Here is a 24,610-nt window from a genome sequence, read left to right as displayed (position 1 = left end):
TTCGGCTCTGTCTAGGGGGAAAATGTTTGTAGGGGCACTGGAGTTCGACATTCTTTTCGGCGATGTCCACTCACTCAAGGAAAAGCGTTCGATGCTGTCGCCGATCCTGACGGAACTCCGTCGATTCGGTGTGAGTGCAGCGGAGGCGGGGGAGCAGGGACGCCTGCGTCGTGCGCTCGTGGGAGTCGGTGTGGTCAGTTCGTCCGTCGATCACCTGCACGACGTTCTCGATCATTGTGAGCGGGCGGTCGCCGAGCGTCCGGAGATTCAGTTGCTGGCTGTGCGAAGGCGAATTTTCGGCCCGGAAGACTGAGCGTCATCGAGCGGTGTCGCTTAGCCACTCTTCCAGACGCCGTAACGAATCGAGTTCGTCGGCAAGGGATTCGGTGGCTTCGGGTCCAACTGTGGCGGTGTTTGTGCTCACGCTCGACACATGCGACAACTGTGGAGATCGACGACGGCCCTGGCGGCGGTGGCTCGTGGTCGAAGACCTCTACCGATGGTGATTTGGTTGCCGGGTAGCCGATGGACGAGACTGTTGTCGGTAATAATTCTTGTTAACCAGAACTTTGATCGATCGAGTCACCTCGATTCGAGTGGCCAGGTAGAGGAGACTGACAGTCATGGTAGATCCAGCCCGGGCACGCAAGTTGGCAAAGCGTATCGGAACCATCGTCGCGACCGCGATCGATCACGAGATCAAGGATCCGCGACTCGCATTCGTGACCATCACGGACACCAAGGTCACCAACGATCTGCACGACGCGACGGTGTACTACACAGTCATGGGCGAGAAGGTTGATTCCGCACCCGATGTGGAAGCCGCCGCCGCAGGTCTCGAGAAGGCCAAGGGTGTTCTCCGCTCGAAGGTCGGTGCCGGAACCGGAGTTCGCTTCACACCGACTCTGACGTTTGTCGCCGATACCGTTCCAGACACCGCGCGTCATATGGAAGAACTGCTGGCCCGTGCCAAGGCCGCCGACGACGAGGTCGCCAAGGCGCGTGAGAATGCACAACCGGCCGGAGATGCAGATCCGTACAAGGAGCCGCGAGTGGCTTCGGACGAAGACGAGGCGTCGCCAGATGTTCGTGAAGCCGACTGACGCGCACCGAGAATGACGATCACCGCACTTTCGGACGTCGACCCCTGCGAGGCGAAGTTCGCTCAGGTGGCCGAGGTTCTCGAATCGGCACACACGGTGACAATTCTCTGCCATGTGCAGCCGGATGCGGACACGATCGGCAGCGGACTTGCGCTCGGTCTCGTTCTCGAGCGTCGGGGCATTTCGGTGCAGGTCGCGTTCAGTCGGCCGTCGGCGCTGCCCGAGTCGATGCGCGATTTCCCCGGTCTCCACTTGCTCGTGGCGCCCACTGATGTTCGGGAAAGTGTCGATGTACTGGTGACGGTGGATGTCGGCAGCGAGGGCCGTCTCGGTGAGTTGTCGAGTCGACTCGCCGGCGCGAATCGCACGATCGTCCTTGATCACCATCGCTCCAATTCCGAATTCGGAAGTATCAACGTCGTCGACGAAACCGCTGCTTCGACGACGGCGCTCATCGCACGATTCTTCGATGCGTGGGGAGTCGCGATCGATCGCGATATCGCGCACTGTCTCTATGCCGGACTGGTCACCGACACCGGCTCCTTCCGGTGGGGAGGTCCGCTTCCGCACGTGCTCGCGGCGCGTTTGCTGGCGACCGGCATCGACGGCGACGCGATTGCGCGAAAGCTGCTCGACACCCATCCGTTCGGGTGGTTGCCGATGCTGGCTTCGGTACTCGGGTCCGCGGTGCTGGTCCCGGAAGCCGCGGACGGCCGTGGGCTGGTGTACGCGGTGATCCGACGCAGTGACATCGGCGATCTTCGCTCCGAGGAGATCGAGAGCGTCGTCGATATCGTGCGGACTACTTCGGAAGCCGAAGTTGCCGCCGTACTCAAAGAGTCGGTTTCCGGAAGCTGGTCGATCTCGTTGCGTGCAAAGTCGGCGATCGACGTGTCGGCGGTCGCTGAAAGTCTTGGTGGCGGCGGGCACCGGCTGTCGGCCGGATATACGTCGACCACTTCCAGCGACGAGATTGTTGCCGCGCTCGTCGCGGCACTCGGCTGAATCCGCGGCATTGAGCGAATCTGACGCCACCTCGGCGGGATCTTCGGCAGCTGATTTCGACGTCACTGGGCGACGAATCTTTTCCCTGGCGTTTCCGGCACTCGGGGTGCTGGCAGCCGAACCCCTCTATCTGTTGTTCGACATCGCCGTGGTCGGCCGACTCGGGGCACTCCCGCTGGCCGGATTGGCAGTCGGTGGTCTGATCCTGTCGTTGGTGAGTACGCAGCTGACCTTCTTGTCGTACGGCACGACGGCGCGCGCCGCACGGCTGCACGGGGCGGGCCGCGAGCGCGACGCGGTGGGTGAGGGTGTTCAGGCGACCTGGCTGGCGGCCGCGATCGGCCTGGCCTTGGTCGTGATCGTGCAGGTGATCGCCGGCCCGCTGACTTCGGCGGTGGCCGGGACTCCCGACATCGCCGCGGCTGCGGAAAGTTGGCTCCGGATAGCGGTGTTGGGTGTTCCACTCATCCTGGTGGCCCTGGCCGGCAACGGCTGGATGCGCGGGGTTCAGAACACGGTGCGACCGCTGCGGTTCGTCCTTGTCGGCCTGGGTATTTCGGCGGTGTTGTGTCCGATTCTGGTGCACGGCTTGCTCGGTGCTCCGCGTCTGGAACTCGAAGGATCAGCTGTTGCGAATCTGGTGGGCCAGAGTGTTTCGGGTGTGCTGTTCGCCTGGGCGCTCTTTCGTGAACCGGTTTCGGCTCGACCACATTTTGCGATCATGCGGGCGCAGATGCTGATGGGCCGTGACCTGATTCTGCGCAGCCTCGCATTCCAAGCGTGTTTCGTTTCCGCGGCTGCAGTGGCGTCGAGGTTCGGTGCGGCTGTAGTCGGTGCGCACCAAGTCGTCCTCCAACTGTGGAACCTGGTTTCGCTCCTTCTCGATTCCTTGGCGATCGCAGCTCAGACGCTGATCGGAGCGGCGCTCGGCGGTGGATTCGCAGCCGCGGCGAAAAGGATGACCTGGCGGATCACCGCTTGGTCGACGGTATTTGCCGTGGTGCTCGCGATCTTCTTCGCCGCCGGCCACTCCGTGATCCCCGGACTCTTCACGTCCGACGCCGAGGTGCTCGGTCAGATGTCGATCGCATGGTGGTTCTTCGTCGCGATCATGCCGGTGGCGGGAATCGTCTTCGCACTCGACGGTGTTCTACTCGGCGCCGGGGACGTGGTGTTTCTGCGCAACGCGACCATGCTCTGCGCAGTTCTCGGGTTTCTGCCCGCGATCTGGCTCTCCCTCGCCTACGACTGGGGTCTGGCCGGAATTTGGGCAGGGCTTACCGTGTTCGTAGTACTTCGGATGGTCGCGGTGTCGTGGCGAGCGTTTTCCGGCAAGTGGGCAGTGACAGGTCCGGCGACGGCGAGGCGCGGAAGTTCAACTGAGGAAGCAGAGGGATCGTGGCAGCAAAGTTGATGGCGGTGAGCGACATTCATGTCGGTCACAACGGCAACAAGCCGATGACGGAGGAACTGTTCCCGGATTCGCCTGACGACTGGCTCATTCTCGCCGGAGATGTCTCCGAGAAAACTGACGACATTCGGTGGGCGTTGAAGCTCCTTCGCAGCCGATTCGCAAAGGTCATCTGGATTCCTGGCAACCACGAACTGTGGACGACCGCCAAGGATCCGGTTCAGATTCACGGAGCGCCGCGGTACGAGTACCTGGTCAACATGTGCCGCGAACTCGACGTCATCACGCCCGAGGACCCGTTCCCGGTGTGGGAGGGAGACGAGGGACCGGTCACGGTCGTCCCGATGTTTCTTCTCTACGACTACTCCTTCCTGCCGGAAGGTGCGCGAGACAAGGAACACGGGCTCGAGATCGCGCGTGACAAGAACGTCGTCGCCACCGACGAGTTCCTACTCTCACCGCAGCCGTATGCGACGCGCGACGCATGGTGCCGGGCGAGGATCGAGTACACCCAGGCGCGGTTGGATGCGCTTCCCGAAGGCACAAGAACCGTTCTCGTGAACCATTTCCCGATGGTCCGGCAGCCGACGGACGTACTCATGTATCCGGAGTTCGCACTGTGGTGCGGAACCACCGCGACCGCCGACTGGCACGTGAAGTACAACGCGGTGTGCTCGGTGTACGGGCACCTGCACATCCCTCGAACCACGTACTACGACGGCGTCCGCTTCGAGGAAGTCTCACTCGGATACCCGCGCGAGTGGCGTCGGCGTGGACTGCCGGAGAAGTTGTTGCGTCAGATTCTTCCCGTTCCGGAGTACCCGCCGGGAACGCTCAACAAGTGGGGTGGCCACTTCAAGGTCACGCCGGAGCAGGAAGCCGAAGTCGAGCGCATGCGCGCCGGACGCTGAGAGGTATCGCTACGTGATCGAACAGATTCTTCCCGGTGGAGTTGCGACGGCCGAGGCCTTCGTGGATCCGCCCGGTCTGGTTCCGCACCCCAGTGAGGAGGCGTTGATCGGCCGCGCGGTCGAGAAGCGTCGTCGCGAGTTCGTGACTACCCGGCACCTTGCGCGTCAGGCGATGGGCAAGCTCGGTGTTCCGTCTGCCGCTGTCATGCGCGGCGAGCGTGGTGCCCCACTCTGGCCGCAGGGAGTGGTCGGGAGCCTCGCCCATTGCGACGGCTACCGCGGCGCTGTCCTGGCGTACTCCATGCAGGTCCGCTCACTCGGTATCGACGCCGAACCGCACGGCCCGCTGCCGGACGGGGTATTGCCCGCGGTCAGCATCGAGGCGGAACGAACGTGGTTGGACACTCAGGAAACCGGCGGTCCGGTGCACTGGGATCGAGTGCTCTTCTGCGCGAAGGAAGCCACGTACAAGGCGTGGTTTCCGCTCACCGGGCGCTGGTTGGGTTTCGAGGACGCCCACATCACGTTCGAGGCGGAGTCGGAAACGTCCGGCACTTTCAACTCGCGTCTGCTGGTCCCCGGCGAGGCGACGTCCGGTCCGCCGCTCACCTCTTTCGACGGCAGGTGGTTGGTGTCGGACGGGCTCATCCTGACGGCAATTTCGGTGCAGTGAGCGCGACTGGCAGAATCGGCACACGTGTCAGCTCGTGAAAAGCCTTCCTCCGGTCTTGTCGGCGCCGGAATTCTGATTGTCGACAAAGAGGCGGGTATCACCAGCCACGACGTGGTCGCTCGGTGCCGCAAGTTGTTGAACACCCGGAAGGTGGGACACGCCGGGACGCTGGATCCCATGGCGACCGGCGTCCTTGTTCTCGGTGTGGAGCGTGCGACCAAGTTGCTCGGACTCCTGGCGCTGACCACCAAGGCGTATTCGGCGACCATTCGCCTCGGTGCAGCGACGGACACGGACGACGCCGAGGGTGAGGTCCTGACTTCCGCAGACGCATCGCAAGTGACGGACGCGGAGATCGCGGCGATCGTGGCCACGCTGACCGGAGACATCAAGCAGATCCCGGCGAGCGTGAGCGCTATCAAGGTCGACGGTCAGCGCGCACATGCTCTGGTGCGTGCGGGAGAAACCGTCGAGCTGGCGCCGCGTCCGGTAACGGTGTCGACTTTCGAGGTTCTGGCTCGGCGAGATGTCCCGGGTGGCTTCGTCGATCTGGACGTCGACGTGGAGTGCTCGTCCGGTACGTACATCCGCTCGCTTGCCCGCGACCTCGGTCGTGAATTGGGCGTCGGCGGTCATTTGACGGCATTGCGCCGCACCCGCGTCGGGCCGTTCACTCTCGAACATGCGCGCACGCTCGAAGATCTCGCGGATCAGCCGGGTGTGAGCCTCGACATCGATCAGGCCGCGCAGACGGCTTTTCCGCATCGGCAGATCACGGCGGAGGAAGCCGAGGCGATCAGCCAGGGGCGCTGGCTCGAGCCGATCGGGATGAAGGGGATCTGTGCGGCGATCGATCCCACCGGTCACACGATTGCGCTCCTGCAGGAGAAGGGTCGACGCGCCAGTTCGGTGATGGTCGTGCGACCGGCGACGCTTCGCGGGTGATCGTCCGCGAGCGTGTCGACGGCGACCTCGACGGTTGCGTCGATGCGCTGGTACAGGTCCACGAGTGCGACGGATATCCGAACACGTGGCCGCAACACCCGCGCCGCTGGCTCAGTTCGCCCACGGTGGTGAAGGCGTGGGTCGGTGAGAGTGACGATCGTGTTGTCGGTCATGTGGCCGTCGACAGCGAGGTCGCAGGTGCGCCCACAACCGCGGGATCGATAGCCGTGTCGCGATTGTTCGTTCATCCTGGCTCACGTGGAAACGGCCTCAGCGATGCGCTACTCGACGCCGTGACGGATTTCGCAGCCGAGAGTCGGTTGGAACTGGTGCTCGACGTCGTCGACGACGCTCTGCCGGCGATCGCACTGTACGAGCGTCGAGGGTGGGTGTACGTCGACGAGAGGCTCGCCGACTGGACCCGGACCGACGGCGTCCGGCCCGTGGAACGCCGATACCGACTGCCGCTTTGACTACCTCGGCTAGACGAGCCAAATTGCTTGAGCGACTGGACTTCCCAAGTCGATGGTGTTGGGGCTGTCGCCGAGTCGAACGGACACTGTCCCGGCGAAATCGCGGCGCTCCTCGACGGTGATCTCGACATCGAGACTGACGCCGACGGAATCGAAGTACCGGAGCATTTCGGGATCGGAATCGGAGATCCGGGCAACGCGGCCCCGCTCACCGTTGGCGAAGTCGCTGAGCTGGCGGGCCGGGGGAGTCGGCACCGAACCGTCGGTGGCGGGAATGGGATCACCGTGCGGGTCACGTTCGGGGAAGCCCAGTTTGGCGTCCATCCGAGAGATCATCAGATCGGAAACGGCGTGTTCGAGGACTTCGGCCTCGTCGTGGACTTCGTCCCAGCCGTATCCGAGTTCCTGAACCAGATAGGTCTCGATCAACCGGTGGCGCCGGACCATGGAGACGGCGGCGGCGCGGCCGCTGTCGGTCAGGGCGATGGATCCGTAGCGGGCGTGATCGACCAGGCCTTGGTCCGAGAGTTTGCGGATCGCCTCGGAGACCGTCGAGGCCGAGACGCTCATTTTCTCGGACAGGAGCTTGGTGGAAACCCGCTCGTGGGACCACTCCTGGATAGTCCAGATGACCTTGAGGTAGTCCTGGGCCACCGACGAGAGTGCGAGCGTGTCGATTGCCGCGTCGTGCGCCGAAGTGCTGTCGCCGTCCGACGTCGATGATGCTTCCGAGGTTCCGGTCTTGTGAGCTGCCACAACGCTTAGCTTAGGCTACGAAATCCGGAACTTCCGTACGTGATCGGCAGCACAGCGGTGATTCGCTGGGCGGGTCCGAACGTGACCCGCCGCCGGTGGACCCGTAGGCTGCCAATCGTGCTGAGATGGCGTGGTCTCGACGAAGTTCCGGCCGATTGGGGTCGTTGTGTGCTCACTATCGGTGTGTTCGACGGTGTGCATCGTGGGCATGCCCAATTGATAGCGAGAGCGGTTACCGCTGCCCGCAAACGTGGTGTTCCGAGCGTGTTGATGACGTTCGACCCGCATCCCATGGAGGTTGTGCGGCCGGGTAGTCATCCTGCCCAGTTGACGACGCTGCAACGGCGTGCGGAATTGGCTCAGGATCTGGGCATCGACGTGTTCTGCGTGATGCCGTTCACCGCTGATTTCATGAAGCTGACGCCGGAGCGCTACGTCCACGAGATTCTCGTCGAACGTCTACATGTCGCCGAGGTCGTGGTGGGGGACAACTTCACCTTCGGCAAGAAGGCGCTCGGCAATGTCGATCTTCTTCGTGAAATGGGCGCTCGCTTCGGCTTTGCCGTCGACGGCGTCCAGCTGCTCGCCGAGCATGCGGTGACGTTCTCGTCGACCTACATCCGCTCGTGCGTCGACGCAGGCGACATGGAAGCGGCTACCGAAGCTCTGGGCCGTCCACATCGTGTCGAAGGTGTGGTCGTCCACGGTGACAAGCGTGGACGCGAGTTGGGGTTCCCGACGGCCAACGTTGCACCGCCGATGTTTTCGGCGATTCCGGCCGACGGCGTGTACGCGGCGTGGTTCACGGTGCTCGGTGCCGGCGAGGAACTCGGAACCGTCGTTCCCGGTCGCCGATACCAAGCCGCGGTGTCTGTGGGTACCAATCCGACCTTCTCCGGCCGGACCCGAACCGTCGAGGCATACGTTCTCGACACCGAAGCTGACCTGTACGGACAACACGTCGCGGTCGACCTGGTTTCGCGGATTCGCGGTATGGAGAAGTTCGACTCGATCGAGTCGCTCATCACGGCAATGAACCGAGATGTCGAACGCGCACGCCGGATTCTGAGTGAGGATGCAGAACGCAGCGTCGGTTGAGTTCCTCCTGTGTCAGTGGCGGCCGCCACATTCGCTCCAGGTGGGCGAGAGCGCCTCACTGTTGCTGGTAGGATCTTCTCTCGGTGCGTGCTGCGGTTTGCGGTGGCCGCGCCCGATCTAGTTCCTTTCACGCAAACGTCATCACAGGAGTGAATCAAGTGGCATTGACCACGGAAGAAAAGAAGGCCGTTCTCGGCGAGTACGGCTTGCACGAGACCGACACGGGATCGCCTGAAGCTCAGGTGGCAATGCTCACCAAGCGCATCACCGATCTCACCGAGCACCTCAAGACCCACAAGCATGACCACCACTCGCGTCGTGGACTGCTCTTGATGGTCGGTCGCCGTCGTCGTCTGCTGAAGTACGTGGCAAAGACCGACGTCGCTCGCTACCGCACGCTCATCGAGCGTCTCGGCCTGCGTCGCTAGATTTTTCTCACGACGCTGATCGAAAGCAACACGGCATGCTTCGGTTTGCCGAACACTCCGTCAGCCGGCGAAGCCACGCATATACTGGGCTTCGCTGGCTTTCGGCGTTAGCTGCCGCAAGGCAGTTTCCGCTGTCGGCGCTATGCACAGTTGTCCAGGCGCAGTTGTTTATGCGCAGTTGTGCAGTGCGCAGCCAGCACACCGTATGCACCAGAGAACGTGGTGTCGGTTGTCGGTAGTGGTTCTCCGGACCGGGCAAGTGCCCGAAAGCTCCGGCGGACTTCGATCGACGGCCGCCCGAACGTCGTGACGTCCCGAAGCAGAAATCGCTCGCATCGCAAGGAGCGTCTGCAATTCAAGAGGGGGACGTCCCTCGGTGCGCAGTTTCCACCAGGAGGGTGGAAACGCCCGCGCGGGTACGGCGAAGACGAGAGGGAAGTGAAGAGAAAAGAATGACAGAGAATTCCGTAGTAGAGGTCGACGAAGGCGTGTTCGAATCCACCGCCGTGATCGACAACGGGTCCTTCGGTACCCGCACCATCCGTTTCGAGACCGGACGCCTTGCTCAGCAGGCCGCCGGCGCCGTCGTTGCTTACCTGGACGACGAGACCATGCTGCTGTCCGCCACGAGCGCCAGCAAGCACCCCAAGGAGCACTTCGACTTCTTCCCCCTGACGGTGGACGTCGAAGAGCGTATGTACGCAGCGGGCCGCATCCCCGGTTCGTTCTTCCGTCGTGAGGGACGCCCCTCCACCGACGCGATCCTGACCTGCCGCCTCATCGACCGGCCGCTGCGCCCGTCCTTCGTCGACGGTCTCCGTAACGAGATCCAGGTCGTCGTCACGGTCATGAGCCTCAACCCCCAGGATCTGTACGACGTCGTGGCCATCAACGCCGCTTCCGCGTCGACGCAGATCGCCGGCCTGCCGTTCTCCGGACCCGTCGGTGGCGTGCGCGTTGCACTCATCGTCTCGGACGAGAACAAGACCGGCCAGTGGGTTGCATTCCCGACGGTCGATCAGCTCGAGAACGCCGTCTTCGACATGGTCGTCGCCGGCCGCGTCGTTTCCGGTAGCGGTGACAACGCCGACGTCGCGATCATGATGGTCGAGGCCGAGGCCACCGACAACGTCATCGCGAAGATCGCCGACGGCGCTCAGGCACCGACCGAGGCCATTGTCGCCGAGGGCCTCGAGGCCGCCAAGCCGTTCATCGCACGCCTGTGCGCTGCACAGGCAGCACTTGCATCCAAGGCTGCAAAGCCCACGGGTGACTACCCGGTCTTCCCGGCGTACCAGGACGACGTTTTTACTGCCGTCGAGGCTGCTGCGTCCGAAAAGCTCAATGCCGCACTGACAATCGCCGGCAAGCAGGAACGCGACGACAAGACCGACGAGGTCAAGGTCGAGGTTCTCGAGCAGGTTGCACCCAACTTCGAAGGCCGCGAGAAGGAACTGGGAGCAGCGTTCCGCTCGCTCACCAAGAAGCTGGTTCGCCAGCGCATCCTGCGCGATCAGTTCCGCATCGACGGCCGCGGCGTCACGGACATCCGTTCGCTGTCCGCCGAGGTTGCGATCATCCCGCGCGCACACGGCTCCGCACTGTTCGAGCGTGGCGAGACCCAGATCCTGGGTGTGACCACTCTCGACATGGTGAAGATGGCTCAGCAGGTCGACTCGCTCGGTCCCGAGACCACCAAGCGCTACATGCATCATTACAACTTCCCGCCGTACTCCACCGGTGAGACGGGCCGCGTCGGTTCGCCGAAGCGTCGCGAAATCGGTCACGGTGCACTCGCCGAGCGCGCTCTCATGCCGGTTCTGCCCAGCGTCGAAGAGTTCCCTTACGCGATTCGCCAGGTCTCCGAGGCTCTGAGCTCCAACGGTTCCACCTCGATGGGCTCGGTGTGCGCGTCCACGCTCGCACTGCTCAACGCCGGTGTGCCGCTTCGCGCTCCGGTTGCCGGTATCGCCATGGGTCTGGTTTCCGACCAGGTCGACGGCGAAACCCGCTACGTCGCGCTGACCGACATCCTCGGCGCCGAAGACGCCTTCGGCGACATGGACTTCAAGGTCGCAGGTACCAAGGACTTCGTCACGGCCCTGCAGCTGGACACGAAGCTCGACGGCATCCCGTCGCAGGTCCTTGCCGGTGCACTCTCGCAGGCCAAGGACGCACGGACCACGATCCTCGAGGTCATGGCGGAAGCCATCGACACCCCGGACGAGATGAGCCCGTTCGCTCCCCGCGTGACGGCCATCAAGGTCCCCGTCGACAAGATCGGTGAGGTCATCGGCCCCAAGGGCAAGATGATCAACTCCATCACCGAGCAGACCGGTGCCAACATCTCCATCGAAGACGACGGCACCGTGTTCGTCGGCGCCACCGATGGACCGTCTGCACAGGCCGCGATCGACATGATCAACGCCATTGCCAACCCGCAGCTCCCCAAGGTCGGCGAGCGGTTCCTGGGCACGGTCGTCAAGACCACCGCCTTCGGTGCCTTCGTTTCGCTCCTGCCGGGACGCGACGGACTGGTGCACATCTCGAAGCTGGGCAGCGGTAAGCGCATTGCCAAGGTCGAAGACGTGGTCAACGTCGGATCCAAGATCCGCGTCGAGATCGCCGACATCGATGCACGTGGCAAGATCTCGCTGATCCCGGTCGAAGAGGGCAACGACGAGGCTGCCGCTCCGGCCGCCGACGAGGCTGCTTCCGAGTAGATCTCACTTCGTACTCTGATGCGGCCCCGCGCGGATTTCCGTGCGGGGCCGCATCTGTACTGTCTGTAGACACAGAGCCTGTAGATACCTGATTGACCACTTGCACCGAGGACTGCTGAACCTTTTCATGGCAAAGACCACTCCCAACACCACGCGCAGCCGCAGCGCTGTGCTGAAATCGCCGATCGATGCGACTCCCGAATCCGGAGTACAGCGCACGGTCCTTCCCGGCGGCCTGCGCGTCGTCACCGAGTTCATTCCCGGTGTGCGTTCCGCCTCCGTCGGTGTGTGGGTCGGAGTCGGCTCGCGCGACGAGCAGCCGAGTGTGGCCGGTGCCGCGCATTTTCTCGAGCACCTGCTGTTCAAGTCGACGCCGTCACGGACGGCGTTGGACATCGCGCAGGTCATGGATGGTGTGGGCGGCGAACTCAATGCATTCACGTCGAAGGAACACACCTGTTTCTACGCGCACGTGATCGACGACGACCTTCCGATGGCGGTTGACCTTGTCGCCGACGTCGTGCTGCGAGGGCGTTGCAGAACCGCGGACGTCGACGTCGAGCGGCAAGTAGTGCTCGAAGAGATCGCGATGCGTGACGACGATCCGGAAGACTTGCTCGGCGACGCGTTCCTGACCGCGTTGTTCGGCGATCATCCTGTCGGCCGTCCGATCATCGGTAGCGTCGAATCGATCGAGTCGATGTCGCGCAATCAGTTGCATTCCTTCCATGTTCGGCGTTACACACCGCAGCGGATGGTGCTGGCCGTAGCGGGAAACGTCGACCACAAGCAGGTTGTGACGCTCGCTCGCCGTGCATTTGCCGGACATCTCGAGCGCGGGGTCAAGCCGGCGCCGCGGCGCGAAGGCACTCTGCGTTTGCGAACGATGCCTGAACTGAGCTTGACCCACCGCGACAGCGAGCAGGTCCACCTTGCGCTCGGGGTGCGCGCGTTCGGCCGGCACGAGGGCCATCGCTGGGCGCTGTCGGTGCTCAACGCCGCAGTGGGCGGTGGGCTGAGTTCTCGTCTGTTCCAAGAGATTCGGGAGAAGCGCGGGCTTGCGTACTCCGTCTATTCGGGCGTCGACACCTTCGCGGACACCGGAGCATTCTCCGTGTATGCAGGTTGCCAGCCGGAGAACCTCGGGGAGGTTGCCACAGTGATCCGCGAGGTACTCGCGAACGTGGCGACGGACGGAATCACCGATGCCGAGATCGCCCGCGCCAAGGGATCGCTGCGCGGCGGATTGGTTCTGGCACTGGAAGATTCAGGCTCACGCATGAACCGTATCGGTCGCAGTGAACTGAACTACGGCAACCATCGCAGTGTTGCGCAGACGCTCGCGACCATCGACGCAGTCACCTCCGAAGAGGTGCTCGAGGTGGCGCAGGTGCTCTTGACGAGGCCGTTTGCAGCCGCCGTCGTGGGTCCGTACAAGCGGGTTCGTGACCTCCCCGCGTCGGTACGCGGGATCGTGGGCAAGTAGTTCGAACTATCGAAATCGGGGTGTGCAGTTGAAGATCCGTGGTGCAGTGCTCGAAGAGATCGGCCGGAAGCGTCCCTTCGCAGATTCGACTCCGATTTCGATTTCGGAACTCGACCTCGAATCCCCGGGCCCGGGTGAGATCCTGGTCAAGATCGAAGCTGCCGGGCTTTGTCACTCCGACCTCTCCGTGGTCGACGGGAATCGGGTACGACCCGTGCCGATGTTGTTGGGCCATGAGGCGGCAGGTCGAATCATCGAACTCGGCGACGGAGTTGATTCGTTGTCGGTGGGCACCCGCGTCGTGATGACTTTTCTTCCGCGGTGTGGTGAATGCGCGGGATGCGCCACTGACGGCCGGATGCCTTGCACGGTGGGTAGCGCCGCCAACAACGACGGCAGTTTGCTCGGTGGCGCGCATCGACTGCGGCGCTCCGGCGAGAACGTCAAACATCATCTCGGTGTTTCGGGTTTCGCGACGCATGCTGTGGTCAACGCCAAGTCGGTTGTTCCCGTCGACGACGACATCCCGGCCGAAATTGCAGCCGTACTCGGTTGCGCGGTGTTGACCGGTGGGGGAGCGCTCCTCAACGCGGCGAAGCCTCGCCCGGCAGACACCGTGATGGTGGTCGGCTTGGGTGGCGTCGGGATGGCCACAATCCTGACGGCTAGGGCACTCGGGGTCGAGAACGTCATCGGTGTCGACGCACTGGAGTCCAAGCTGGCTCAGGCGCTGGAACTGGGCGCGACCGAGGTCTTCACACCGTCCGGCCTGTCCGAGAGTGGCGCTCGCGCAGACATCGTCGTCGAGGCCGCGGGAAATGCTCGGGCCTTCGAGACAGCGGTGGCTGCGACGGCAGCGGGTGGCACGACCGTCACGGTCGGGTTGCCGGCGCCTGACGCGCGCTCGTCGATCTCACCTCTCGGACTGGTCGCCGAAGCGCGGACCATCATCGGCAGCTACCTGGGATCTGCGGTCCCGTCCCGCGACATCCCGATCTACGCGCAGTTGTGGCGCGACGGGAAGCTGCCGGTCGAGAAGCTCATTTCCTCGCGAATCGAATTGGCCGACATCAATTCGGGTATGGACGAACTCGCCGACGGAAAAGCAATCCGACAGGTCATTATCTTCGACGCCGAGTAGGTGCACGTCGGTGTTATGCAGCGGAAATGAGGCGTTTGCGCTCCCGATTCCCTCCCGAGTCGCCACGGAAAATCGTTACCCGTTGTAACGCTCCTCTCGTACTGGACGACTACTCGAATGACGTTGCGTGACGCCCCGGGGGGCGGTCGTACGTTTTCCAAAAGTTGATTGGGGAGAAGATATGCCGGTTCGTGGGTTCTTTTCGCGACATCGAATACTGGCGGGTGCAGTAGCGCCCGCAGCGCTCGGCGTGGCCGCACTGGTCGCGGTCGCAGTTGCCGTGGATTCTCCGCAATCGCAGACGATCGAGACCGAATTGACCGCGTCTGTCACCGAGTGTCACGACACGGTCGGGATCGGTGTCGCCGGTCGCGGTGACACGCCGGTCGAGGGTACGACGAAGATGCTCGTCGGTGCGGATGGAAAGACACTCCTCCCGGCGGCGCTCACAGACGACTACAGCAGCCACTGGGTGGACCCGGTACTCAAGGCGCCCGCCGGGTCGGTCAAGGACGGCTCGTACGCCTCGGTCTACATTGCGTACCCCGCCAACATGGACAGTTACGAAGAAGCCGTGACGACGGGCGCGGACAACACGCGAGCGGTCATGAAGGCGATCAGTGCCGCATGCCCGAACACGAAGTTCTCGATTGTCGGCTACAGCGAGGGCGCTGACGTAGTGCGCCGCGTGGCGATGGACATCGGCTCGGAGTCGAGCACCTCCGGCATCAATCCGGACAACGTCGTCGGTGTGGTGATCTTCGCCGACGCCGGTCGACTCGCGGGCGAGGGCCCGTTCCCCGGCGCGAAAAACCCCTACATGAACCCTGACGGTTTCAACGAGCAATATCAGGACGGTAAGAACACCGCTTCCGGATCTGGTGCACTTCCAGGTACCAGTGGGGACTTCGGGGCCCTGAAAGGCAAGATTGCGTCGTTCTGCTCTGACGGCGACCTCACCTGCGCAGCCCCCGAGAACATTTCACTCCTGATCCTGGCGGCAAACGTCGGTCGGCAGCTCAACGTCGACCAGTTGCAAGCGCAGAATCTGACGCCCGCCACCGGCATGGATATCGCGGTTGTGATGGGACGCGTGATGTTCGACGCGTTCAACGACATCTCGAGCAATCCCACCTGGATGCAGAGCGACGAAACCTTCCTCGATGTCTTGCTGAAGGTGTCCGACCCGGCGTACAAGCCGAGCGAGGCCACCACCAAGCCAGTCGCAAAGGACTCGGTTTCCACGGAGGAAGTGTCGCCGTTGGCGTACCTGCCGCAGAAACTGTTCAAGGAAATCGTCGGCCTCATCGCCACGAACCAGAACACGATCCCCGTCGTCATGAACGATCCGTACGGCCTCACTTTGGGCCCGGACGTCGGTCACCACTTCGACTACTGGCGTGATTCGGATGCTGCAAACGGCAAGCCCCTGACGTCAGCGGAGTATGCAGCGGCGTGGCTGACTTATCTGGCCAAACAGGCGCAAGACGGCAAGCCGGTCGATTCGTCGGCGAAGCCGACCGCAGAAGAGATGGCGGATGCCATCGATGCCTTGGCTGCTTCGCCTTCGGTTACCGACTCGGCCAAGCCCACCACAACCACGGGCGCAGCTGCACAACCCGCACCCGCAGGTTCGGGATCTGCAGCACCGGCACCCGCGGTGCCGACGACGTCATCGGTTGCGCCGGCCGCGACGCCGAGTGTGACGTCGACCGTGGCGCCGTCGACTTTGGTCCAGTCGAGTGCACCGCCCGCCGCGACCACGGCGACGACAACATCGACGACAACGACGACACAAGCTGCAGCCGGCTAGAGGTTTCCGTTCGTCAAAAACGCTGTCACAGGCTGCGATCCGCAATTAGTTGCGGATCGCAGCCTGTTTTCGTGTACGGGTTACGCACAACGACCGTTGGTGCTTATCGTGGAAGGGAGGTTTCCGGATCACGAATCGTGGGTTTCACCGTGCACGAGCTGTCCATTGCGCAGAGTGTGGTCGAAGCCGTGTGTGAGCGTGCCGGCGAGCGACGAGTATCGAGCGTGCGGCTTGAAGTAGGGCAACTCTGCGCGGTGGTTCCACACTCTCTGCTGTTCTGCTTCGACGTCGTCACCGCGGGTACTCACGCCGAAGGTGCCAGCTTGCACATCGATGAGATTGCAACCAGCGCGCGATGCAAAAGCTGCGGCGTGATGTTCTCGCCGCCCGACATGTTCTTGCTGTGTGAATGCGGCAGTGCTGATGTCGAGGTGCTTGCCGGCCGAGAGTTACGGATCCTGTCGATGGAAGTGAGCTGAGCATGTGCGCGACGTGTGGGTGCGGGGACACCACAGGACCTCGGGTGTCGGTAGTCGCAGATGGAGAACACGAGCAGGAACACGACGGTCACGGTCACGGGCACGGTCACGAGCATGACCATGAGCACGGCCACCCCGACCACACCGTGATTCTCGAGCAACAGGTGCTCGCCAAGAACGACGGCATTGCGGTTCACAATCGTCAGTGGATGCGGAGCCGCCGAATCACGGCGCTCAACATCATGAGTTCCCCCGGCGCGGGGAAGACGACATTGCTGGCGCGAACTATCCGGGAGCTCGGATGTCAGCGACCGATAGCCGTGATCGAAGGTGACCAGGAAACCCGGCTCGACGCCGAGCGGATCCGAGAGACCGGCGCGTCGGTGGTGCAGGTGAATACCGGGGCCGGATGTCACCTCGATGCCGCGATGATCGACCGCGCACTGCGCGCCTTGGATCCCGCTGAAGAATCGCTGCTTCTGATCGAAAACGTCGGAAACCTGGTGTGCCCCGCGCTCTTCGACCTCGGCGAGGAAGGCAAGGTTGTCCTAATTTCGACGCCGGAGGGGGCAGACAAGCCGAAAAAGTACCCACACATCTTCGCTGTCGCGGACCTCGTGGTGATCAACAAGATCGACTTGCTCCCGTACGTCGAGTTCGACGTCGATGCCTGCGTCGAGCAGGCGAGAATACTCAATCCTGCTGTGCGCGTTGTTGTTTTGTCTGCCACGACAGGTGAGGGCATGGGCGAGTGGTACGAGTGGATCGGTAGTCGTTCGGCGATTTCTCCGGTGGCCGTTGACAACTGATCTGCTCGGGTAGTTAATGAAATGAGTGGGTGCCACGCAAGTGGGCCGAGGTTCGACTCCGGTGGCGTCAGCGTTTCGGTGCCGCGGCAATTCGAGGCCACAGAGTCTTGAGGCCATAGCGTGTCAGGCCAGTCGCGGCGCTGAGAGTCAAGGCGCAAGTGCACCCGTGAAAGCGGCTGACATGGACACACAAAAATCGACTGCTGGCACCACGGCGGAACCTGCCTCCGAAAGCGCAGCTACCCCCGCAAGCGCAGCGGCCAAAGCGGAAGAAACTCTGATCCACGTGCTGTGGATCAATGCCGGTCTCAGTTGCGACGGAGATTCGGTGGCGCTCACTGCAGCCACGCAACCCAGTATCGAGGAGATCGCGCTCGGCGCCTTGCCCGGCCTGCCGCAGGTAGCGGTTCATTGGCCGCTCATCGACTTCGAATGCGGACCGCAGGGTGGCGCTGACGATTTCCTGGAGTGGTTTTGGAAAGCCGACCGCGGAGAACTGGAACCCTTTGTTCTTGTCGTCGAAGGATCGATACCGAACGAGAAACTTCACGACGAGGGGTATTGGTGCGGCTTCGGGAACAATCGCGAAACCGGCCAACCGGTCACCACGAGCGAATGGCTCGACAAGCTGGCACCGAAAGCCACTGCGGTAGTTGCGGTCGGTACGTGCGCGACCTACGGCGGCATACATGCGATGGCCGGCAATCCAACCGGTGCGATGGGCGTGCCGGACTATCTCGGGTGGACCTGGAAATCGAAGGCGGGCATCCCGATCGTCTGCGTTCCCGGGTGTCCCATTCAGCCGGACAACCTCTCCGAGACCCTGACCTACCTTCTGTACATGGCCACTGATCAGGCGCCGATGATTCCCTTGGACGAATCCCTGCGCCCGCAGTGGCTTTTCGGTGCCACCGTTCACGAGGGCTGTGACCGTGGCGGATACTACGAACAGGGCGAGTTCGCGACGGAGTACGGGTCACCGAAGTGCATCGTCAAACTCGGATGTTGGGGTCCGGTCGTGAAATGCAATGTCCCCAAACGTGGTTGGATCAACGGAGTCGGCGGGTGTCCTAATGTCGGCGGGATCTGCATCGGGTGCACGATGCCGGGATTCCCCGACAAGTTCATGCCGTTCATGGATGAACCACCTGGCGGCAAACTCTCCACCAATGCGGTGGGAATGTACGGGTCCGTGATCCACAGTCTCCGCCGGATCACCGGAAACACGTTGGACAAGGAACCGCACTGGCGCGAGCGGGGGTCGAAATTACTCACCGGTGCGACGCGTACGTGGTGACCGACCGGATACATTCAAATCAGTTCGTGAGCAACGTCTCTGGGAGGCACTGCAATGACGGCCATCGTTCCCGAACCCACCTCGACTGCGGACCGCGACGGTCTTGTCGAGATGGCGTGGGACCCCATCACCCGAATCGTCGGCAGTCTGGGCATCTACACCAAGATCGACTTCGCCAATCGCGAAGTGGTGGAGTGCCACAGCACGTCGTCGATCTTTCGCGGGTATTCCCTGTTCATGAAGGGGAAGGACCCGCGCGACGCGCATTTCATCACCAGTCGTATCTGCGGCATCTGCGGTGACAATCACGCCACATGCTCGTGCTACGCACAGAACATGGCGTACGGCGTCAAGCCGCCGCATCTGGGCGAGTGGATCGTCAATCTCGGCGAGGCCGCCGAGTACATGTTCGACCACAACATCTTTCAAGAGAATCTTGTCGCCGTCGACTACTGCGAGAAGATGGTCTCCGAGACGAATCCCGGTGTGCTGGCGCAGGCAGAGAACACGCGCTGCCCGCACGAGGAGCAGCACGGGTATCGCACGATCGCGGACATCATGCGGACTCTCAATCCGTTCACGGGTGAGTTCTATCGCGAAGCGTTGCAAGTCTCGCGTTCGACTCGCGAAATGTTCTGCTTGATGGAGGGCAGGCACGTTCACCCGTCGACGCTCTATCCCGGCGGCGTCGGCACCGTCGCGACGATCGAACTGATGACGGACTACATGTCGCGGCTGATGCGGTACGTCGAATTCATGAAGAAGGTCGTGCCGATGCACGACGACCTGTTCGACTTCTTCTACCAGGCGATGCCTGGTTACGAAAAGGTTGGCCTGCGGCGGACCCTGCTGGGTTGTTGGGGATCGTTCCAAGACCCCGAGTACTGCAATTTCTCCTACAAGGACATGACCGACTGGGGCCGGAAGATGTTTGTCACTCCCGGTGTGGTTGTCGACGGAAAGTTGGTCACCACGGATCTGGTGGACATCAACCTCGGTATCCGGATCATGCTGGGCTCCTCGTATTACGAGGACTGGAGTGATCAGGAGATGTTCGTCAAAACCGATCCGCTGGGTAACCCGGTCGATCGCAGGCACCCGTGGAATCAGCACACCAACCCTCACCCGCAGAAGCGGAACCTCGAGGACAAGTACAGCTGGGTCATGTCACCGCGATGGTTCGACGGAAAAGACAACCTTGCTCTGGATACGGGCGGGGGAGCATTGGCTCGTCTGTGGAGCACCGCTCTGGCCGGCCTGGTCGACATCGGATACCTGGAGTCGACCGGACACAGTGTGAAGATCAATCTTCCGAAAACAGCACTGAAGGGTCCTGTCTCGCTCGAGTGGAAGATTCCCGAACATGGCAGCAATACCCTCGAAAGAAACCGCGCGCGAACGTATTTCCAGGCATACGCAGCCGCGGCTGCCCTTCATTTCGCCGAGAAGGCGCTTGTCGAGATCCGGGCCGGCCGGACCAAGACGTGGGAGTCGTTCGAGGTCCCGGACGAGGGTATCGGTTGCGGATTCACCGAAGCCGTCCGCGGAGTTCTCTCACACCACATGGTGATTCGTGACGGAAAAATCGCGAACTATCACCCGTACCCACCGACACCGTGGAATGCGAGCCCGCGCGACAGCTACGGAACCCCCGGCCCGTACGAGGATGCCGTGCAGGGTCAGCCGATCTTCGAGGAGAACGATCGAGACCACTTCAAGGGCATCGACATCATGCGGACCGTGCGTAGTTTCGATCCCTGCCTGCCGTGTGGTGTTCACATGTATCTCGGCGGTGGCAAGACCCTGGAGAAGTTGCACTCTCCGACGCAGTCCGTGACCGGGGAGTGATCGATGGGGCAATCGGCCGACTACTGGCGCGGAGCAGGTGAGCGCATCGAGACGTTGTTGCAGGCCAATGCCGGCGCAGGCCCGGTGGCGAGAGATCGCGCCGAGCAACTGGTGCGTGAAGTCGTGCAGTTGTACGGCGCAGCACTCGAACGCACCGTCGCTCTGGCAGATCCGGCCACGATGGATGCGATGGTTCGCGACGATCTGGTGTCCAGCCTGCTACTGGTGCACGGACTTCACCCGCACGACGTGGAGACCCGCGTCCGCACTGCGCTCGACAGCGTGCGTCCGTACCTCGGTTCGCACGGAGGCGACGTCGAACTGATCGAGGTGGCGGACGGCGTAGTGCGACTACGGCTTCTCGGAAGCTGCAACAGTTGCCCTTCGTCCTCGGTGACCCTCGAAACCGCGGTCCAGGACGCGGTGCAGGCGGCGGCACCCGAGACCACCGGAATCGACGTCGAAACACCGGATTCGCATGAGCTGAAGTCGGGTGTGATTTCGGTCGAGTCCCTGTTCTCGCACGTTCACGCCGACGGGGGAGGTACGCACTGGGTGGAGGTCCCCGAATTCGCCGAAGTCGAGGTGGGAGAGGTCGCGGGCTTCCGCGTGTCGGGCACCGATCTGTTGGTCTGCCGCTCCGGTGACGATCTGTACGCGTATCGCGACCATTGCCCGGTGTGTGAGCACTCGATGGCGGGGGCTGTGCTCGAACGCATGATGGGCCGTCCTGCCCGAGACGCCGCTGTCCTCACCTGTCCGACGTGCTCTGTCCACTTCAGTGTGTACGGGGCGGGAGCGCGGGTGGGCACCGGCTCCGAGCACCTGGCGCCTGTGCCGGTGCTGATTCGCGACGGAGTGCTCTCGGTCGCGCTTGCTGACGAGTCTGTGATACCGGTGACCTAGCCGTGAACGCAGCCCCGTCATGAAAGTCACTGTGGGAGAGGTGCTCACACGAATCGCCTCGTCGCGTGTCGTTCCGACCGGACCGAGGTGTGAGATGTGTGCGGCGGGCATAGGCGACGAACACCAGCACGTCGTGGACGTACAGGTCCGGAGCCTGATGTGCGTGTGCCGACCGTGCTATCTACTCTTTGCACCGGTCGACGCGGACCTTCGATACAAAGCGGTTCCCGATCGGTACCTCGAGTTTCCGGACTTCGACCTCGGCCCTGGCCGGTGGGAGTCTCTGGAAATCCCCGTCGGCCTGGCATTCTTCTTCCGCAACTCACTCCTCGACAAGTACATAGTCTTCTATCCGGGACCGGCCGGAGCTACCGAATCCGAGTTGCCCATCGACTCGTTCGAGACTGTGCTCGAGGAGAATCCGGGGCTCGCGCAGATGCGGGCCGACGTCGAGGCGTTGATCGTGTCGGTGCCCACGTCAGGACAATCGCCGAGATGCTTCGTTGTTCCCATCGACGCCTGTTACGAACTGGTGGGACGATTGCGCACCGTGTGGCGCGGATTCGACGGTGGCCAGGATGCCGCACGCGCAGTGGACGAGTTCTTCGGGCGCGTCGAGGCGCGAAGCAGGTCGGCATGACTGTTCTCGACTTCTCGATCGACAACATGGAGGTGGAACCGTACGCGGTTACGCCGAATCTGACGGTGAGATTGAGAATGTCGGAATCCACCGGCACGACCGTCCGTGCGGTGGCTCTGCGCGCGCAGGTACGAATCGAACCACACCGCCGACCGTACTCCGACGCCGAAGGCGAAGGTCTGCGCGATCTCTTCGGTCCGCGGGAGCGTTGGTCGAGTACGCTGCGCACCTTCCTGTGGATGGAATGTTCCACGGTCGTTCAAGGATTCACCGGAACAACGGTCGCGGCCTTGCCCATGGCGTGTACGTACGACTTCTCGGTGACGGCGTCGAAGTACATGCACGCACTCGGAGACGGAACGATTCCGATCGTGGTTCTACTGAGCGGCACGGTATTCACCGACGGACCGCGTGGGTTCTCCGTGCAGCAGATCCCGTGGGACAGATCTGCTGCCTACGAATTGCCGGTCGACGTGTGGAAACAGCTGATGGCTGCGCATTATCCGGCGTCTGGTTGGGTACGCCTCGACCATGAGACGATTGCCGATCTCGTGCGGTTCAAGGCAGCGCACGGCCTCACGGACCTCGATTCAGCCGTGCGGCAGTTGCTGACGGCGAGCCAGGTGCCGCGATGACTCGAACGGGGATGGATCACGACGTTCGGGCCGTGGCCGACGCCGTCCTGTACGAGGGATATCTTCTCTATCCCTACCGGGCCGGCTCGGCGAAGAATCAATCCCGTTGGCAGTTCGGGGTTCTCGGACCGCCCGGCGCCGCCGAGGTCGGAGTCGGCGAGGAACCGTCGATGTCCGCGCAATGTCTGCTCGGCGAATTCGAGCGGAACGGCGTCGAAGTTTCTGCGACTGTGAGATTTCTGCACCACCAGTCGCGGACGGTTGAACGACTCGGCGCCGGCGGGGCGTGGATCCCGGTCGATCGGTTGGTAGTCGGCGAGCGGGAGTCGATCTCGTGGGACGAAGCCACCGAGTCCGAGATCGTGTTGGGTCCGTGGGGTCTGGACGAACTCGAGGCCGGCGTCGAAGAAACCTTCTGTGCGGCCGGAGTTGTCGAAGGAGAGACTTTGTCGGACTCTCGGGGCAGGGTGGTCGGACGGATCGTTCGGACACGGCTTCCGGTGAATGGCCTCTTGGCAGTGAGCGCCTCCGCCGGGGACGGACGCACGGTGATTTCCGTGGAGATCATGAACGTCACGAGCGTCGACGCACGGGACAAGGGCACGGCCACCGCGCAATCGATGCTGGGGACTCACGTCATTGTGAACTGCACAGGCTCGAGGTTCCTGTCGTTGTTCGAAGAAGCAGATCACTCGGAGCAGTTGCGGCAAAATCGCTGTTATCCGGTGCTTGCGGGGACCGAGAACCCCACTCACCCTGGCACATCGCCCACCGTTCTGGTGTCACCGATCATCCTGTACGACTTTCCCGAGATTGCGCCGCAGAGCGAGGGATCTCTCTTCGACTCGACCGAGATCGACGAAATTCTCACCCTGAGAATCCTTGCCATGACCGACGAGGAAAAGGCGCGGGCGCGAGCTACCGACTCCAGAGCTGCCGACATCATCGACCGATGTGAGCGATTGACGGACGACGATCTAGCCGGCCTGCACGGCGTGCTGCGAGATTCGAATGCCGGTTCTGATCTGATACCCGAGGTGCCTGACGGTGTGGACTGGTGGACCCCGGAAGCCGACACCAGTGTTCAACCACGCACCGACGCAGTTCTGATCAACGGCGTCCGTGTCTCTGGTGGAAGTACGGTTCGGCTCCACCCCTCACGCCGCGCTGATGCTCAGGACCTGTTCTTCGACGGCCGGATCGCCCACGTCGCCACCATTCATGAAGACGTGGACGGCGACATTCATGTTGGGGTGACACTGTTGGACGATCCGGCCGCCGATCTGCACAACTGGTACGGCCGCTACCTGTACTTCGCGCCGGACGAGATAGAGCCGATGCCGCGCGACAGCGCGTGACGTACTCACAGCTATCGAACTTCACAGCTATCGAGAGGAGAACTCGCCATGAGGAGCATGGGATTGCTGTCGACGGCACTTCTCGGCGCCACCGCGATCGCAGCCGCGATCGTCCTGGTGGTGTCGATGCCGGACATCCAGCGCTATCTGCGAATGCGAAAGATGTAAAGCGCTGTGCGCGTGCTGATTGCAGGTGTCGGAAACATATTTCTCGAAGACGACGGATTCGGCCCCGAAGTTGTTCGGGCGCTGCAGCATGAGAATCTCCCATCGGGAGCTCACCTGGTCGACTACGGGATTCGGGGCGTGCATCTGGCGTACGACTTGTTGGAGTCGTGGGACGCCCTGGTCCTGATCGATGCCTTACCGGCGACCGGAGTCCCGGGCAAGCTCGCGATCATCGAAGTGGACCCCGAAAGTGAAGGCCCGCAAGGAGGTTTCGACGCGCACTCGATGCATCCGAGTTCGGTGTTTGCCAGCCTGCAGGCCCTCGGCGGAACACTACCGCGGACGTTCGTGGTGGGGGCACATGCGAAATCGATCGGCGACGGAATCGGATTGACTGCGGAGATGCGTGATTCGGTAAGGCAAGCCGCTTCGGCGGTGCTGGCACTCGTCCGGTCCATCGACGTGGACTGTGATGCCACCACACTGGGGCCGGAGGTGTGAGTC

Annotated in this window: 25 protein-coding genes; 24 read left to right on the top strand and 1 reads right to left on the bottom strand. The window is 62.6% G+C overall.

Annotation, left to right across the window (positions count from 1 at the left end; all coding sequences use genetic code 11):
- Positions 1-22 precede the first annotated feature (22 nt).
- The 8 genes from ATN38_RS19225 to ATN38_RS19190 all read left to right on the top strand — a co-directional run bounded on the left by ATN38_RS19225 (position 23) and on the right by ATN38_RS19190 (position 6,521).
- On the top strand, positions 23-313 hold the full coding sequence (locus tag ATN38_RS19225) for a DUF503 domain-containing protein (RefSeq protein WP_003942205.1): 291 nt from the start codon (positions 23-25) through the stop codon (positions 311-313).
- Positions 314-623: 310 nt separating this feature from the next.
- Positions 624-1,103: a 30S ribosome-binding factor RbfA gene (rbfA, locus tag ATN38_RS19220; RefSeq protein WP_003942248.1), complete on the top strand. Its 480-nt coding sequence runs from the start codon at positions 624-626 to the stop codon at positions 1,101-1,103.
- Between the two features lie 12 nt (positions 1,104-1,115).
- Entirely contained in the window at positions 1,116-2,108 is a 993-nt protein-coding gene (locus ATN38_RS19215; protein WP_063316554.1) for a bifunctional oligoribonuclease/PAP phosphatase NrnA, read from the top strand.
- 10 nt (positions 2,109-2,118) lie between these two features.
- Positions 2,119-3,522, top strand: coding sequence for an MATE family efflux transporter (locus ATN38_RS19210; RefSeq protein WP_230359783.1), 1,404 nt, complete (start codon positions 2,119-2,121; stop codon positions 3,520-3,522).
- Complete coding sequence (locus ATN38_RS19205; RefSeq protein ID WP_058226293.1) at positions 3,507-4,430, top strand: metallophosphoesterase; 924 nt, start codon at positions 3,507-3,509, stop codon at positions 4,428-4,430. Before ATN38_RS19210 ends, ATN38_RS19205 begins: the two co-directional genes overlap by 16 nt.
- Before the next feature lie 13 nt (positions 4,431-4,443).
- The gene (locus tag ATN38_RS19200) at positions 4,444-5,103 is read left to right on the top strand and encodes a 4'-phosphopantetheinyl transferase (protein ID WP_003942126.1); all 660 of its coding nucleotides are present in this window, start codon (positions 4,444-4,446) and stop codon (positions 5,101-5,103) included.
- A gap of 24 nt (positions 5,104-5,127) precedes the next feature.
- Complete coding sequence (truB, locus tag ATN38_RS19195; protein ID WP_020907442.1) at positions 5,128-6,048, top strand: tRNA pseudouridine(55) synthase TruB; 921 nt, start codon at positions 5,128-5,130, stop codon at positions 6,046-6,048.
- On the top strand, positions 6,045-6,521 hold the full coding sequence (locus ATN38_RS19190; RefSeq protein WP_218748388.1) for a GNAT family N-acetyltransferase: 477 nt from the start codon (positions 6,045-6,047) through the stop codon (positions 6,519-6,521). Before truB ends, ATN38_RS19190 begins: the two co-directional genes overlap by 4 nt.
- A gap of 9 nt (positions 6,522-6,530) precedes the next feature.
- Here the strand turns inward: ATN38_RS19190 and ATN38_RS19185 are convergent, their stop codons facing one another.
- Positions 6,531-7,277, bottom strand: coding sequence for a metal-dependent transcriptional regulator (locus ATN38_RS19185; RefSeq protein ID WP_030535607.1), 747 nt, complete (start codon positions 7,275-7,277; stop codon positions 6,531-6,533).
- 117 nt (positions 7,278-7,394) lie between these two features.
- Here ATN38_RS19185 and ATN38_RS19180 point away from each other — a divergent pair, with 117 nt between their 5' ends.
- The 16 genes from ATN38_RS19180 to ATN38_RS19110 all read left to right on the top strand — a co-directional run bounded on the left by ATN38_RS19180 (position 7,395) and on the right by ATN38_RS19110 (position 24,607).
- Positions 7,395-8,375, top strand: coding sequence for a bifunctional riboflavin kinase/FAD synthetase (locus ATN38_RS19180; protein WP_003942148.1), 981 nt, complete (start codon positions 7,395-7,397; stop codon positions 8,373-8,375).
- Between the two features lie 158 nt (positions 8,376-8,533).
- Positions 8,534-8,803, top strand: a complete 270-nt coding sequence (gene rpsO / locus ATN38_RS19175; RefSeq protein WP_007735061.1) for a 30S ribosomal protein S15 — start codon at positions 8,534-8,536, stop codon at positions 8,801-8,803.
- A gap of 452 nt (positions 8,804-9,255) precedes the next feature.
- Positions 9,256-11,526, top strand: a complete 2,271-nt coding sequence (locus ATN38_RS19170) for a polyribonucleotide nucleotidyltransferase (protein WP_218748387.1) — start codon at positions 9,256-9,258, stop codon at positions 11,524-11,526.
- A gap of 127 nt (positions 11,527-11,653) precedes the next feature.
- A complete protein-coding gene (locus tag ATN38_RS19165; protein ID WP_003942169.1) occupies positions 11,654-13,012 on the top strand; it encodes a pitrilysin family protein in 1,359 nt (452 codons plus the stop codon).
- Between the two features lie 28 nt (positions 13,013-13,040).
- The gene (locus tag ATN38_RS19160; protein WP_218748425.1) at positions 13,041-14,153 is read left to right on the top strand and encodes an alcohol dehydrogenase catalytic domain-containing protein; all 1,113 of its coding nucleotides are present in this window, start codon (positions 13,041-13,043) and stop codon (positions 14,151-14,153) included.
- Between the two features lie 181 nt (positions 14,154-14,334).
- Positions 14,335-15,966: a cutinase family protein gene (locus ATN38_RS19155; RefSeq protein ID WP_042450727.1), complete on the top strand. Its 1,632-nt coding sequence runs from the start codon at positions 14,335-14,337 to the stop codon at positions 15,964-15,966.
- Between the two features lie 149 nt (positions 15,967-16,115).
- The gene (hypA, locus tag ATN38_RS19150; protein ID WP_073512368.1) at positions 16,116-16,445 is read left to right on the top strand and encodes a hydrogenase maturation nickel metallochaperone HypA; all 330 of its coding nucleotides are present in this window, start codon (positions 16,116-16,118) and stop codon (positions 16,443-16,445) included.
- A gap of 2 nt (positions 16,446-16,447) precedes the next feature.
- Entirely contained in the window at positions 16,448-17,254 is an 807-nt protein-coding gene (hypB, locus tag ATN38_RS19145; RefSeq protein ID WP_218748385.1) for a hydrogenase nickel incorporation protein HypB, read from the top strand.
- Between the two features lie 181 nt (positions 17,255-17,435).
- Positions 17,436-18,551 (top strand): hydrogenase expression protein HypE, encoded by a 1,116-nt coding sequence (locus tag ATN38_RS19140; protein WP_042922651.1) that lies wholly within the window; start codon positions 17,436-17,438, stop codon positions 18,549-18,551.
- A gap of 54 nt (positions 18,552-18,605) precedes the next feature.
- The gene (locus ATN38_RS19135; protein WP_007735075.1) at positions 18,606-20,399 is read left to right on the top strand and encodes a nickel-dependent hydrogenase large subunit; all 1,794 of its coding nucleotides are present in this window, start codon (positions 18,606-18,608) and stop codon (positions 20,397-20,399) included.
- 3 nt (positions 20,400-20,402) lie between these two features.
- The gene (locus ATN38_RS19130) at positions 20,403-21,305 is read left to right on the top strand and encodes a NifU family protein (protein ID WP_218748383.1); all 903 of its coding nucleotides are present in this window, start codon (positions 20,403-20,405) and stop codon (positions 21,303-21,305) included.
- A gap of 19 nt (positions 21,306-21,324) precedes the next feature.
- Positions 21,325-21,945: a DUF5947 family protein gene (locus ATN38_RS19125; RefSeq protein WP_042922570.1), complete on the top strand. Its 621-nt coding sequence runs from the start codon at positions 21,325-21,327 to the stop codon at positions 21,943-21,945.
- Positions 21,942-22,580 (top strand): DUF6084 family protein, encoded by a 639-nt coding sequence (locus ATN38_RS19120; RefSeq protein ID WP_007735081.1) that lies wholly within the window; start codon positions 21,942-21,944, stop codon positions 22,578-22,580. The genes ATN38_RS19125 and ATN38_RS19120 overlap by 4 nt, the downstream gene beginning before the upstream one ends.
- Positions 22,577-23,938: a hypothetical protein gene (locus tag ATN38_RS19115; RefSeq protein WP_218748381.1), complete on the top strand. Its 1,362-nt coding sequence runs from the start codon at positions 22,577-22,579 to the stop codon at positions 23,936-23,938. Before ATN38_RS19120 ends, ATN38_RS19115 begins: the two co-directional genes overlap by 4 nt.
- Before the next feature lie 48 nt (positions 23,939-23,986).
- The gene (locus tag ATN38_RS33425) at positions 23,987-24,106 is read left to right on the top strand and encodes a hypothetical protein (protein ID WP_003942178.1); all 120 of its coding nucleotides are present in this window, start codon (positions 23,987-23,989) and stop codon (positions 24,104-24,106) included.
- A gap of 6 nt (positions 24,107-24,112) precedes the next feature.
- On the top strand, positions 24,113-24,607 hold the full coding sequence (locus ATN38_RS19110) for a hydrogenase maturation protease (RefSeq protein WP_218748379.1): 495 nt from the start codon (positions 24,113-24,115) through the stop codon (positions 24,605-24,607).
- Positions 24,608-24,610 lie beyond the last annotated feature (3 nt).

This window comes from Rhodococcus sp. FH8 (genome assembly GCF_019266085.1).
GTDB lineage: Bacteria > Actinomycetota > Actinomycetes > Mycobacteriales > Mycobacteriaceae > Rhodococcus_F > Rhodococcus_F qingshengii.
Note: the sequence above shows the minus strand (reverse complement) of the source record. Positions and strands in the feature narration are given on the sequence as shown.

Coding starts and splice junctions, on each gene's coding strand:
- ATN38_RS19135 (WP_007735075.1), top strand. CDS start 18,606: ATGACGGCCATCGTTCCCGAACCCACCTCGACTGCGGACCGCGACGGT.
- ATN38_RS19170 (WP_218748387.1), top strand. CDS start 9,256: ATGACAGAGAATTCCGTAGTAGAGGTCGACGAAGGCGTGTTCGAATCC.
- ATN38_RS33425 (WP_003942178.1), top strand. CDS start 23,987: ATGAGGAGCATGGGATTGCTGTCGACGGCACTTCTCGGCGCCACCGCG.
- rbfA (WP_003942248.1), top strand. CDS start 624: ATGGTAGATCCAGCCCGGGCACGCAAGTTGGCAAAGCGTATCGGAACC.
- ATN38_RS19155 (WP_042450727.1), top strand. CDS start 14,335: ATGCCGGTTCGTGGGTTCTTTTCGCGACATCGAATACTGGCGGGTGCA.
- ATN38_RS19120 (WP_007735081.1), top strand. CDS start 21,942: ATGACTGTTCTCGACTTCTCGATCGACAACATGGAGGTGGAACCGTAC.
- hypB (WP_218748385.1), top strand. CDS start 16,448: ATGTGCGCGACGTGTGGGTGCGGGGACACCACAGGACCTCGGGTGTCG.
- ATN38_RS19130 (WP_218748383.1), top strand. CDS start 20,403: ATGGGGCAATCGGCCGACTACTGGCGCGGAGCAGGTGAGCGCATCGAG.
- ATN38_RS19140 (WP_042922651.1), top strand. CDS start 17,436: ATGGACACACAAAAATCGACTGCTGGCACCACGGCGGAACCTGCCTCC.
- ATN38_RS19225 (WP_003942205.1), top strand. CDS start 23: ATGTTTGTAGGGGCACTGGAGTTCGACATTCTTTTCGGCGATGTCCAC.
- ATN38_RS19165 (WP_003942169.1), top strand. CDS start 11,654: ATGGCAAAGACCACTCCCAACACCACGCGCAGCCGCAGCGCTGTGCTG.
- ATN38_RS19125 (WP_042922570.1), top strand. CDS start 21,325: ATGAAAGTCACTGTGGGAGAGGTGCTCACACGAATCGCCTCGTCGCGT.
- ATN38_RS19115 (WP_218748381.1), top strand. CDS start 22,577: ATGACTCGAACGGGGATGGATCACGACGTTCGGGCCGTGGCCGACGCC.
- ATN38_RS19215 (WP_063316554.1), top strand. CDS start 1,116: ATGACGATCACCGCACTTTCGGACGTCGACCCCTGCGAGGCGAAGTTC.